Here is an 11749-nt window from a genome sequence, read left to right on the forward strand (position 1 = left end):
GAGAGGTTGAGACAGGAGTCCTGGCCTCGTTTGTTTTTAGAAAGGACAGAGATGACAGCAGACAAATTATCACCGGGCATGCAGCAGTATTTGGACATCAAGCAGCATTATCCTGATGCTTTTCTGCTTTTCCGCATGGGTGATTTTTATGAGTTATTCTATGATGATGCGGTCAATGCCGCTCAGATTTTGGAAATTTCTTTAACCAGCCGCAATAAAAATGCTGAAAACCCCATTCCCATGGCAGGGGTGCCTTATCATTCGGCTCAGCAGTATATTGATGTTTTGGTCGAGTCGGGCTACAAGGTAGCGATTGCCGAGCAGATGGAGGATCCCAAAGAAGCCAAGGGTGTGGTCAAGCGGGAAGTGGTTCAGGTTATTACACCGGGTACGGTGGTGGATTCCAGCAAGCCCGACAGTGAAAATAACTTTCTGGCAGCTTTGGACCGGGCAGACGGCCTTTACGGTCTGGCCTATATGGATCTGGTCACTGGAGAATTTCAGGTGACCAGTCTCAGTGACTTTGCCTTGGTCTGCGGCGAAATCCGCAATCTGCGGGCGCGCGAAGTCGTGCTGGGCTATGAATTGCCTGAAGCTGAGGAGCAGGTCTTGGCCGGCCAGATGAATCTGCTGCTTTCGCAGGTTGATCAAGCCTTGGAGGATGTGCAGCTGCTGGGAGACGGTCTGTCCAAGACAGAGCATCAGGCAGCGGGCAAGCTCTTGGAGTATGTTCATCGCACTCAGATGCGGGAGCTCAGCCATTTAAAAAAAGCCCACCACTATGAAATCAGGGATTTCCTGCAAATGGACTATGCCAGCAAGGCCAGTCTGGATCTGACTGAGAATGCTCGGACAGGAAAGAAGCACGGCAGCCTTTACTGGCTCATGGATGAGACCAAGACAGCTATGGGGGGCCGTCTGCTGCGGGCTTGGATCCAGCAGCCTTTGATTGATCGGAAGCGGATAGTCCGCCGTCAGAATATTGTGCAGGACTTTCTGGACCATTTCTTTGAGCGGAGCGATTTGACCGAGAGCCTGAAGGGCGTCTACGATATAGAGCGCCTGGCCAGTCGGGTGTCTTTTGGCAAGACCAATCCCAAGGACCTGCTGCAGCTGGCTGCTACGCTGGGCAATGTCCCGCAGATCAAGGCGATTTTACAGGGGATGGACAGTCCGCATCTGGCCGGTCTGGTGGAGCAGATGGATGAAATTCCAGAGCTGGCCGGACTGATTGATGCGGCCATATCCCCGGATGCTCCTCATGTCATCACTGAAGGCAATATCATCCAGACAGGCTTTGATGAAAGACTGGACAAGTATCGGGTAATCATGCGGGACGGCACAGGCTGGATTGCGGATATGGAGAGCAAGGAAAGAGAAGCCAGCGGCATCAGCAATCTGAAGATAGAATACAATAAAAAAGATGGCTACTATTTCCATGTGACCAATTCCCAGCTGGCTCGTGTACCCAGCCATTTCTTCCGCAAGGCTACTCTTAAGAATTCCGAGCGTTTCGGGACGGAAGAGCTGGCCCGGATTGAGGGAGAAATGCTGGAGGCGCGTGAGAAGTCTGCCAATCTGGAGTATGAGATTTTCATGCGCATCCGTGAGGAAGCCGGCAAGTACATCCAGCGCCTGCAAAGTCTGGCAACGGCTTTGGCGACAGTTGATGTCCTGCAGAGCTTTGCGGCAGTGGCTGAGCAGCAGCATCTGGTGCGGCCGGACTTTACGGAAGAGCGGGAGCTCCGGATTGAGAAGGGCCGGCATGCGGTGGTAGAAAAGGTCATGGGAGCCCAGAGTTACATTCCCAACAGCATTGTTTTAGATGCGGCGACTGATATTCAGCTGATTACAGGGCCCAATATGAGCGGGAAGTCTACCTACATGCGTCAGCTGGCCATTATCGTCATCATGGCTCAGATGGGCTCTTATGTGCCGGCGGAGTCTGCCAGTCTGCCCATTTTCGATGCCATTTTTACCCGGATTGGGGCAGCGGATGATCTGGTATCCGGCCAGTCGACCTTCATGGTGGAGATGATGGAGGCCAACCGGGCCATTCGCCAGGCCAGCCAGCATTCGCTCATCCTCTTTGATGAGCTGGGCCGGGGAACGGCGACCTATGATGGGATGGCGCTGGCTCAGGCTATTATCGAATACATCCATGACCGGACGGGGGCCAAGACCCTTTTTGCCACCCACTATCATGAGCTGACAGATCTGGAGCATTCTCTGAATCGGCTGGAAAATGTCCATGTCGCGACCTTGGAAAAGGATGGGCAGGTGACCTTCCTGCACAAGATTGAGCCGGGACCGGCTGATAAATCCTACGGGATTCATGTGGCTAAGATTGCCGGTATGCCGGAAGACCTGCTGGAGCGGGCTGACAGCATCCTGACTATGCTGGAAGGCCAGGATCGGCAGTCGCCTGCGGCCTCTCCAAATCCCCCCACACCAGCAGTCCGTCCGCAGGTTTCTGAGCAAATCAGTCTCTTTGCAGAAGAACCGGAAAACCCAGTCCTGGAAGATCTGCGCCAGCTGGACCTCTACAACATGACCCCGCTGGAAGTCCTAACCGCAGTGGCGGAGATGAAGAAGAAGCTGTGAAAGAAAAGAACAAACTTGATTCTATTGCAAGTCTGTTCTTTTTTTCTCACGATTTGCTCGTCAAACTGCTGTTGATTTTTTTGATTTTCTGGTAGGTATGATAGTAGATAGCAGCTGCTATAATCAAGTAAATCAGGGTAAATTCTCCGATAGCGGCCAGGGTCAGATTGGGTATTTTTGCGGCTGGGAAAAAGCCGGCTAGGTTGGACAGGAGTGCGAAAGTCAGAATCATTACTCCATAGTGGCTGAGGATGGAGCGCAGCAAGCTCCAGTCTCTTTGGAAAAAGCTTCCGCTCCATCTGAAAACAGTCCCCATGGTAAACCAGATAAGCAGGCAGTAGAGCATGATAAGGGAAACATGGATATGCTGGCTCAAAAAGAAGAGGCCGATAGGGGAGCGAGGGTGCAGCGGCAGATAGTTTGGACTGTAGAAGTAGGAAATGATCATGGAGATGAAGAGGCCGATAAAGGTTCCTCCAATTCCTCCGAAAAAGAGTTCTTTAAGACGAATTTTCATAGTTGCAACCTTTCTTTGATGGATTTGAGATAGCGGCGGGATGAGTAAGTCTGAACGCCGTTTTTCAGAAATATCTGAATCAGACCATTTGGAGTCAGCCTGAGGTGGCTGATTTGCCGGCTGTTGATTATCTCTGACTGGGAAATCTGCAGGAAATACTCTGGCAGGGTCTCTAGCAGCTGGTAGAGAGGCTGCTGGCTTCGATAGCTGCCGTCTGCTGTTCGGACCTGGATTTGCCGGTTTTCTGTATAGATTCGGTAGATTTCCTCTGTGTTCAGCAGATAGATTTGGTCTTCTCTTTTGACATGGAGCTGGTCCTGTTTACCCAGATTTTGAGAAAAACGGACCAATTTTTGAATGTTCTCTGTCATGTGGCGGGCTTCAATGCTGACGGAGTCTTCAGTGGTTTGAGGATCGATTCGTAGATTGACTTTCATTTCTTTTCCTCCTTTCCCCTTTATTAAACCGCAGTTCAGCGAATAAAACAAGGGCTTCTGCCTATTCGGTCGGCTCGGCTGTCTATTCGGCAGAAAAGCGGGAGGGCAAAGCTATCCCCTGATAGAAAAACCTCAATGTGTTATAATAGGAGTCACTAGAAGGACGGAGAAAGCTATGTCAAAAATTATGGAACTGCCAGAAATTCTGGCCAATCAGATTGCAGCAGGGGAGGTCATTGAGCGGCCCAGCAGCGTGGTCAAGGAGCTGGTGGAAAATTCTATTGATGCGGGTGCAAGCCAGATCACGATTGAAGTTGAAGAAGCTGGTCTTAAAAGCATTCAGGTGACGGACAACGGCGAAGGCATTGAGCATGAAGATGCGGCCCTGGCCCTGCGCCGTCATGCGACCAGCAAAATAAAAAAACAGGCCGATCTCTTTCGGATTCGGACCTTGGGGTTTCGGGGGGAGGCCATTCCCTCTATTGCTTCGGTGTCGCACTTTCGTCTGGAAACAGCGACGGAAGGCAGCCGGCACGGTACCTTGCTGCTGGCCCGAGGCGGGGAGATAGAGCAGCTGGAGCCGGTCAGCCGGCCTGTCGGAACGACCATTCGGGTTGAAGACCTCTTTTTCAATACGCCTGCCCGGCTCAAATATGTCAAAAGCCAGCAGGCAGAGCTGTCCCATATCGTGGATACCATCAACCGTCTCAGTCTGGCTCACCCCGAAGTGGCCTTTACCTTGCTAAATGACGGCCGGGAACTGACCCGGACAGCCGGGAGCGGCAGTCTCCGTCAGGCTATTGCTGGGATTTATGGCTTGGCTACGGCCAAGAAAATGATAGAAATTGCTGCATCAGATCTGGATTTTGAAGTGACCGGCTATGTCAGCTTGCCTGAGCTGACCCGTGCCAACCGCAACTATATTACCATCCTCATCAATGGCCGTTATATCAAAAATTTCCTGCTCAATCGAGCGATTTTGGACGGCTACGGCAGCAAGCTCATGGTGGGCCGCTTTCCGCTGGCGGTCATCAATATCCAGATAGACCCCTATCTGGCTGATGTCAATGTCCATCCGACCAAACAGGAAGTGCGGATTTCCAAGGAGCGGGAGCTCATGGCCTTGATTTCAAAGGCTGTCGCAGCCAGTCTCAAAGAGCAGGATTTGATTCCCGATGCACTGGAAAATCTCGCTAAGTCCAGCATTCAGCGCGCAAAAAAACCAGAACAGACCAGCCTGCCCCTCAAAGAAAACCGCCTTTATTATGACAAAGGAAGCAATGATTTTTATGTCAAGCCGCAGGTGGCCGAGCATCAGGCTTCCTTTGGCCAAGTTGACAGTTCTGTCAAGAAGGTTGACAGCGAAAAAGAGGCAGTTCAGTCAGCATCCTCTGTAAAATTTGCAGAAAGAAAAAGCCCAGACTATGACCAGCTGGACCATCCAGAATTGGATCAAAAGAGTCTGGAGCGGGCTCTGGATAAGCTGGAAAATGAAGAAAAGTCCACCTTCCCTGAGTTGGAATACTTCGGTCAGATGCATGGCACCTATCTCTTTGCTCAGGGCACAGGCGGTCTCTATATCATCGACCAGCATGCCGCTCAGGAGCGGGTCAAGTATGAGGATTACCGGGAAAAGATTGGCGATGTAGACGGCAGCCAACAGCAGCTTTTGGTGCCCTACCTCTTTGAATTTCCAGCGGACGATGTGCTGCGGCTGCAGCAGCGGATGCACTTGCTGGAAGAAGTCGGGGTGTTCTTAGAAGACTACGGCAGCAACCAGTTTATCCTGCGTGAACACCCTATCTGGATGAAGGAGGAGGAAATCGAGTCCGGTATCTATGAGATGTGTGACATGCTCCTCCTGACCAAGGAAGTCTCTATCAAGAAATACCGGGCAGAGCTGGCCATCATGATGTCCTGCAAACGCTCGATTAAGGCTAATCACCGTCTGGACGAGCATTCGGCGCGTGATCTGCTTTTCCAGCTGTCCCAGTGCGACAATCCCTACAACTGCCCCCATGGCCGGCCGGTTCTAGTCAACTTCACCAAGTCTGATATGGAAAAAATGTTCCGCCGCATTCAGGAAAACCACACCAGCCTGCGGGAGCTAGGGAAGTATTAGAAAATATCAAAAGGACTCCAGTCAAACGACTGAAGCCTTTTTTAGATGCAGGAGGATGAATCGTTGCCCTGCCGTCACTGTTTTCCTTCTTCCTTTTTTGAATCAAGCCCGATGACCTTATCCAGATACTTTTCTTTAATCTTGAGGCCTTTGTTAATGGCTATGGCCGAGGCCATGAGCAGGAAAAAGCTCAGCCAGACCAGCATGGTAAACTTGGCCGGAAAACCGGACCCGGCGAAGAAAAGGAAGATGGCCAGAGCAGACACGAAAACAGAAAGAACCTGCCAGAAGCCGTAGGATTTCACTTCCTTGTAATAGCGGTCTTTTTCGTTTTCTGATAGGACAGGTTTTATTTCTGGTTTTGGACTTTCCTCTAACAGCAGGTAATCCGTCGTCACTTGGAAAATCCGGCTCAGTTCGACGATTTTCTCAAGTTCCGGCAGGGCCTGGCCGGATTCCCACTTAGAAATGCTCTGGCGGGAAACATTGACCTTCTCAGCCAGCAGTTCCTGGGACCAGCCCTTTTCCTTTCTCAGTTCAAATAATTTATCAGCCAGTTTCATGACAACTACCACCTTTTCTTTTTCTGTCTTTATTCTAGCAAATCTCTTTGCTTTTGAGAATACAGCCTGCTTTCCTTTTTGTCAACCAGAAGTTGCAGTTGTATTAGCAGTTTCAAAAGAGAAAATATGATATACTAGAAAGGCAAATTGATGAAAAAGAAGGAAAATCATGTACGAATATTTTAAAGGAATTATCAGTAAAATCACAGCCAAGTATATCGTGCTGGAGACAGGTAATATTGGCTATATTCTCCATGTGGCCAATCCCTACAGCTACTCAGGCCAGCTCAATCAGGAAGCCAAGGTCTATGTGCATCAGGTGGTGCGGGAAGATGCCCAGCTCCTCTACGGTTTTGTGACTGAGGAGGAAAAGCAGCTTTTTCTCAGTTTAATCTCGGTCTCCGGTATCGGGCCTGTCTCTGCCCTGGCCATTATCGCAGCAGATGACAATGCCGGTCTGGTGCAGGCCATTGAGCAGAAAAACATCACCTACCTGACCAAGTTTCCCAAGATTGGCAAAAAAACAGCCCAGCAGATGGTGCTGGATCTGGAAGGCAAAGTGGCAGCAACAGGCGGCCCAACAGAAAGCAAGGCGCCTGTCCAGACGGCGGATAACCAGGAGCTGGAGGAAGCCATGGAAGCCATGCTGGCTCTGGGCTATAAGGCAGCTGAGCTCAAGAAAATCAAGAAATTCTTTGACGGCACGACCGACACAGCTGAAAACTATATCAAGTCAGCCCTCAAGATGCTGGTGAAATAGGAGGCAATAACATGACCAAACGCTGCGGTTGGGTAAAGATGAACAATCCTTTATATGTGGCCTATCATGATGAGGAGTGGGGCAAACCCCTCCATGATGATCAGAAATTATTTGAACTGCTTTGCATGGAAACCTATCAGGCCGGTCTGTCCTGGGAGACCATTCTCAATAAGCGTCAAGCCTTCAGGGAGGCTTTTCATCACTACGATGCCCAGAAAATTGCCCAGATGACGGATGCTGATCTGGACCGTCTCTTGGACAATCCTGCCATCGTCCGCAACAAGATGAAAATCTATGCGACCAGAGCCAATGCCCAAGCCTATTTAGCTGTTCGGCAGAAGTTTGGTTCTTTCAACGACTACATCTGGTCCTTTGTCGATTTTAAAAGCATTGACAATCAAATCGCCCACTACAAGGAAGCGCCAGCCAAGACCAAACTGTCGGAAGCAGTGTCCAAAGCGCTGAAAAAACAAGGCTTCAAATTTGTCGGTCCTGTCTGTGTTTATTCCTTTATGGAGGCGGCGGGCCTGATTAATGACCATGAGAATGACTGTGACTTTAATCTACATAAAAATACCGTTTGAGAAAGATTCTCAACGGTATTTTTCAATTTCTTCTTTTAGAGATTTTACTAGCTCTTTTTCATCGGCAAGTTGTAGTAGAGCAATCCCTTTTTTTATTAATTCGTTATTATTTTTGCAAATTCCAAGTCGAATCTGTGAAAGCCCGAGGGAATCATAACGTTTTTCTTTTTTTGACAAATCGTAAATGTACTTAGTAATTTCAGCGCATTCTCTCTTTAATCCATTATAAAGATAGATGGTAGAAAGGTTGACTAAGAGTCCGATTTGTACATTATTCCTATAGCGAAATGATTTGTATTTTTTTATGCTATTTAAAATCTTTTGGGTAAATTGTTTGATATTTTCTAAAGGGAAGAAATAAAGGATAGTAGAAAGAAGTCGAAAATCACTTTCATACCAAGTGTCCTGTTTCTCTAAATACGCCCAAATTTTATTGGTAGCAGCATTAATTTCTTTTGTCTCAGAAATTCCATTTTGTCTCAGATGAATAGTAATATTGATGATATCTAAAGCATGTTTAATCGGAATATCGGAATATTTATATAGATATGCCTCGCATTCTCTCTTTAATTGTAACAAACCTTTTGTCCCTACAATAGACTCACCTTGGTTATAAAGAGAATTTAAAATTTTCTGTCTCTGACTAGGTTGATAATAATCACAAATGTATTTAAATTCTTCTAGTGTCATATCTATCTGGCGAAGTAAAAAAATCATGGTATCGAACTTTGGCACGACTTGCCCGCTTTCAATTCGTGCCAAAGTTGAGCGAGCTAAAAAATCTCCACAAATTTCTTCTTGAGTCAACCCTTTTGATTTCCTAATTTCTTTATAGATTTTTCCATAATCCCAACGCATAAGACCCCTCTTTGAAAATGTTACTAAAAGCTACGTTTTGAGAAAGCGTTTTAAAATAGTATATCATTAAATAAAAGGGAGGGCAAATATGAAAAAAATAATGTACAATTTAATTTTACTGGCAGTAGCGTTAATAGTTACTACAAGTGTGTTTCCATGGTGGTGGCCATGGGGGTAAAGTGAATAGCATAGGAAAGGAGTGAGTCCAATGGACTAAATAATTTAAATTGTTGGATTATGATATTGTAAAAGAAGAGAGGTTGCATAGTATGAAAAGGAAACGTAGTAAAACAATAATTACTATATTTACACTCTTATTAACTCTCGTAATAGGGGAGATAGCAATTGCTGCCACACATGGTAACTATTCAAACGGTGTAAGAAGTACAGAACATTATCAACTATACTATCATGGTGAAGCTTGGACTACTAGAAATGGGAATACTACTTGGATTCGTTATTATAGGAATAATACTTATTTAGGTGGTGCCGTTGCAATGAAGGATTCTTGGAGACCTGCTAGTGACAGGGTATATGCAGCTGTAACTGTTTGGGATTCAATGAATCCATGGGCAGCAAAAACAATTTACAGATATAAATTTTAATACGATAATGAATAGGAGAGATGATGAGACTATTTAACAATCAATATTGGCATCAAATTGCAGTACTAGATAGTTTGACGGTTTTCATTATTTCTCTTTTTGTTTACAGTCAGAAAGGATATTTTTGGATTCCTTTATTTTTTACTTTTTTTAATGTTATTATGTTAATTGTTATAAATAAAAAGTATCAGAAACAATTTATCATTTATCATATTTTAGGTAAGTCGCATACAAATTTTGTTGATCAGTATTTAAAATGGCATTTCTACAATTTGTTGATTAGTTATCTTATTAGTACCGTAATGTATCTTATTTTGCATCTAGCTAAGGATATAAGATTAATATTGATTTTTTTGTTATGGGTACTAATTATGTTTACCATCAATATTTGGATTTATGCTATATCTATAGGAAGAATTCTATGAAAAATATCTATTTTCTTATTTTAAAAAAACGCTGGTTCTTATTTACTATTCTATTTCTACTCGTTTTTCTAACAAATAGTGTTCTTTGGAATGAAAGCACACAATTGATTCGCAGATATCCAGCTATTGAAAGGTTAAAGATAGAGGCAGATAAAGGGAGCTATGAGTCGCTTTATATTCCGGAAGCTGACGAAACAGGGGCTCTTATTTCCATCAGTATGGAGGAGAGAAATGAATTATATCATACACTTTTGACTGCTTTAAGAGATGGCAGAGCAATTTATAGAAATAAAATTGCTTATATTGAAAAAGGTGAAAAACTTCAATTACTTACAGCAACAAAACTTAAAGATGTATTCTCAAAAGAAGAGTTAAGCGAACATTTTTTAAATGATATATTGTTTCAGAAATCTAGAGATAATAAGGAATTGTTTAAAAAAATAATAGCAATTAATCAAGCATTCAGTATAAGAACAATGAAAGAGTCTTATCAAGTTGAGAAAGATTATTATATGAATAATTTTTATTTTGCTGTAGCTTTTTCATGTTTATTGCTTACATTTGCATTTTTTATATTATATTGGTTGCTTTCAGCATCAATAAAGATTTGTCAAGGAGAGTTAAGACTATTACGGGTGATTGGTGCAGGGGAAAGATGGCTAAGAGGACGTTTTCTAATTTTATTTTCGATTCCGATTGTGATGGGTTTTATAGGAATGGTGCTTTTTATATTTGCTATTGGATTAAACTTTATTTTGGCGGACTGGATCTATTTACTTGTCTTTAACTTACTCTTTATTATTTCAGCTCATGTTAATATATCCAGGCATACGAAAGGAGTTTTCAATGCTTAAACTAGAGAAAATTTGCAAAAAATATGACAATAAGAATATTTTTCGTAAAGTAAATTTTCGGGCTTCAACAGGAGAAATTGTCCTGCTTACAGGAGAATCTGGTATTGGGAAGACGACTTTTTTGGAAATAATTGCAGGGCTAAGAAAAATAGATTCAGGAAAATACTATTATGATAATCAAGAGATTTTATGTAATGATGATGATATAATGAGTGGTTTTCGTAATAAAAATATTGGGTATATTCTACAAGACTTTGCATTAGTGGACGACTACACGGTTTTAGAAAACATAATCTTGCCAGTATTATATAGTCGATTTTTTAGCAAAGAGGAAGCTATTTTAAGAGCTAAATCTTTTGCATTAAAATTTTATTTAGAGAAAGAATTGGATAAGAAAGTAAGATTTATTTCAGGTGGACAAAAACAAAGAGTTGCGATTATTCGAAGCTTAATATTAAATCCAGAAATAATACTCGCAGATGAACCTACAACCAACTTAGATAAAAACAATTTTCGATTGGTATTAGAAATGTTTCAAGAGTTAAAAAAACAAGAAAAAATTATCATTATCGCAACTCACGATGATCGTATCAAAAAAATTGCAGATAGGTCATATAAAATTGTAAATCAAGAAATTATAGAAAGTCCGTAGATGAGATATATTTGTAAGGATGGAATAGAATTATTGGAGCTTTTTAGTTGTTTTGGAAAGTTGATTTATTTCAACTTTTTTATTTTATAAAAATCAAAAATAGCTAAAATTTTCTTAGTGATACGTCAGTAGATTATCATAAAAAGCATAAAATCAATATTAAACAAACAACGTTCTAAGTTTTAAATGCTTTTCAGCACTTATTTTCTCGCAACTTTAAGTCTTATGTATTTTTCTGCATCCAAATCTTTTCCTTGATAAAGATGCGCAGCTCAGAGAAGAGCATGAAGAGGGTGGAGATGAGGAAGCCCGCCATAAAGATATGGTGCAAGTAAGCAAAGACACCAATATAAACCAAGATGGAAAAAAGGTAGAGAATGACTAAGTAATGCCATTTCTTAGCTTTACTGTCTTCGATGACCTTTTTCTCCAAGCGCTCATCTTCCCTGATGAGTGTATCCAGACTGATATCAAACTCCCGACTGATAGCGATGAGATTTCCAATATCAGGGATACCTTTTTCGCTTTCCCAGCGGGCAATGGCGGAGCGGGAAACCTTGAGCCTTTCTGCCAAAGCCTCCTGAGTGAGTTGATTTTGTTGACGAATATCTTTGAGAACTTGTGAAATTTTCATGATGAACTCCTTTCTTTAAATAAAAATATTTAGAGGATATCCTTTTTTCATCTTTATTACTCAAACTTGTAACCTCAAAAACAGCCTTAACCCCTTGCACTATCTAGGTTTAGAGTACAAAAAATAGCATAACC

12 protein-coding genes are annotated in these 11749 nt (G+C 43.5%); 7 read left to right on the forward strand and 5 right to left on the reverse strand.

From position 1 onward, the window contains the following. Nucleotides 1–51 precede the first annotated feature (51 nt). Nucleotides 52–2604, forward strand: a complete 2553-nt coding sequence (mutS, locus tag DHL47_RS11820; protein ID WP_209552027.1) for a DNA mismatch repair protein MutS — start codon at nt 52–54, stop codon at nt 2602–2604. Nucleotides 2605–2650: 46 nt separating this feature from the next. Here mutS and DHL47_RS11825 read toward each other — a convergent pair whose 3' ends face one another. Then, nucleotides 2651–3121: a DUF3021 family protein gene (locus tag DHL47_RS11825; protein ID WP_209552028.1), complete on the reverse strand. Its 471-nt coding sequence runs from the start codon at nt 3119–3121 to the stop codon at nt 2651–2653. Continuing rightward, nucleotides 3118–3558 carry a LytTR family DNA-binding domain-containing protein gene (locus tag DHL47_RS11830; protein WP_209552029.1) on the reverse strand — a complete coding sequence of 147 codons (441 nt, stop codon included), beginning with the start codon at nt 3556–3558 and terminating at the stop codon, nt 3118–3120. Before DHL47_RS11830 ends, DHL47_RS11825 begins: the two co-directional genes overlap by 4 nt. Nucleotides 3559–3733: 175 nt before the next feature. Here DHL47_RS11830 and mutL point away from each other — a divergent pair, with 175 nt between their 5' ends. Next, nucleotides 3734–5680, forward strand: a complete 1947-nt coding sequence (mutL, locus tag DHL47_RS11835) for a DNA mismatch repair endonuclease MutL (RefSeq protein WP_209552030.1) — start codon at nt 3734–3736, stop codon at nt 5678–5680. A 74-nt stretch (nt 5681–5754) separates the two neighbouring features. Here mutL and DHL47_RS11840 read toward each other — a convergent pair whose 3' ends face one another. Further along, nucleotides 5755–6243 (reverse strand): helix-turn-helix domain-containing protein, encoded by a 489-nt coding sequence (locus DHL47_RS11840; protein WP_128835033.1) that lies wholly within the window; start codon nt 6241–6243, stop codon nt 5755–5757. Between the two features lie 169 nt (nt 6244–6412). Between DHL47_RS11840 and ruvA the strand changes: the two genes are divergently transcribed. Continuing rightward, nucleotides 6413–7003 carry a Holliday junction branch migration protein RuvA gene (gene ruvA, locus DHL47_RS11845; protein ID WP_128835031.1) on the forward strand — a complete coding sequence of 197 codons (591 nt, stop codon included), beginning with the start codon at nt 6413–6415 and terminating at the stop codon, nt 7001–7003. Nucleotides 7004–7014: 11 nt separating this feature from the next. Beyond that, a complete protein-coding gene (locus DHL47_RS11850; protein WP_209552031.1) occupies nt 7015–7587 on the forward strand; it encodes a DNA-3-methyladenine glycosylase I in 573 nt (190 codons plus the stop codon). 9 nt (nt 7588–7596) lie between these two features. Here DHL47_RS11850 and DHL47_RS11855 read toward each other — a convergent pair whose 3' ends face one another. Next, a complete protein-coding gene (locus tag DHL47_RS11855; RefSeq protein ID WP_209552032.1) occupies nt 7597–8445 on the reverse strand; it encodes a helix-turn-helix domain-containing protein in 849 nt (282 codons plus the stop codon). A 269-nt stretch (nt 8446–8714) separates the two neighbouring features. Between DHL47_RS11855 and DHL47_RS11860 the strand changes: the two genes are divergently transcribed. From DHL47_RS11860 to DHL47_RS11870, 3 genes are all read left to right on the forward strand, one after another. After that, a complete protein-coding gene (locus DHL47_RS11860; RefSeq protein WP_245335627.1) occupies nt 8715–9050 on the forward strand; it encodes a hypothetical protein in 336 nt (111 codons plus the stop codon). 421 nt (nt 9051–9471) lie between these two features. Next, on the forward strand, nt 9472–10329 hold the full coding sequence (locus tag DHL47_RS11865; RefSeq protein ID WP_209552033.1) for a hypothetical protein: 858 nt from the start codon (nt 9472–9474) through the stop codon (nt 10327–10329). Next, entirely contained in the window at nt 10322–10981 is a 660-nt protein-coding gene (locus tag DHL47_RS11870; RefSeq protein WP_128835023.1) for an ABC transporter ATP-binding protein, read from the forward strand. The genes DHL47_RS11865 and DHL47_RS11870 overlap by 8 nt, the downstream gene beginning before the upstream one ends. Nucleotides 10982–11204: 223 nt before the next feature. Here DHL47_RS11870 and DHL47_RS11875 read toward each other — a convergent pair whose 3' ends face one another. Further along, nucleotides 11205–11615 (reverse strand): helix-turn-helix domain-containing protein, encoded by a 411-nt coding sequence (locus tag DHL47_RS11875; protein ID WP_209552034.1) that lies wholly within the window; start codon nt 11613–11615, stop codon nt 11205–11207. Nucleotides 11616–11749 lie beyond the last annotated feature (134 nt).

It is taken from the genome of Streptococcus panodentis (assembly GCF_017884005.1).
GTDB lineage: Bacteria > Bacillota > Bacilli > Lactobacillales > Streptococcaceae > Streptococcus > Streptococcus panodentis.

Bases quoted from the DNA above. Each gene is read 5' to 3' on its own strand.
- mutS (WP_209552027.1), top strand. From the start codon at position 52: ATGACAGCAGACAAATTATCACCGGGCATGCAGCAGTATTTGGACATC.
- DHL47_RS11825 (WP_209552028.1), bottom strand. From the start codon at position 3,121: ATGAAAATTCGTCTTAAAGAACTCTTTTTCGGAGGAATTGGAGGAACC.
- DHL47_RS11830 (WP_209552029.1), bottom strand. From the start codon at position 3,558: ATGAAAGTCAATCTACGAATCGATCCTCAAACCACTGAAGACTCCGTC.
- mutL (WP_209552030.1), top strand. From the start codon at position 3,734: ATGTCAAAAATTATGGAACTGCCAGAAATTCTGGCCAATCAGATTGCA.
- DHL47_RS11840 (WP_128835033.1), bottom strand. From the start codon at position 6,243: ATGAAACTGGCTGATAAATTATTTGAACTGAGAAAGGAAAAGGGCTGG.
- ruvA (WP_128835031.1), top strand. From the start codon at position 6,413: ATGTACGAATATTTTAAAGGAATTATCAGTAAAATCACAGCCAAGTAT.
- DHL47_RS11850 (WP_209552031.1), top strand. From the start codon at position 7,015: ATGACCAAACGCTGCGGTTGGGTAAAGATGAACAATCCTTTATATGTG.
- DHL47_RS11855 (WP_209552032.1), bottom strand. From the start codon at position 8,445: ATGCGTTGGGATTATGGAAAAATCTATAAAGAAATTAGGAAATCAAAA.
- DHL47_RS11860 (WP_245335627.1), top strand. From the start codon at position 8,715: ATGAAAAGGAAACGTAGTAAAACAATAATTACTATATTTACACTCTTA.
- DHL47_RS11865 (WP_209552033.1), top strand. From the start codon at position 9,472: ATGAAAAATATCTATTTTCTTATTTTAAAAAAACGCTGGTTCTTATTT.
- DHL47_RS11870 (WP_128835023.1), top strand. From the start codon at position 10,322: ATGCTTAAACTAGAGAAAATTTGCAAAAAATATGACAATAAGAATATT.
- DHL47_RS11875 (WP_209552034.1), bottom strand. From the start codon at position 11,615: ATGAAAATTTCACAAGTTCTCAAAGATATTCGTCAACAAAATCAACTC.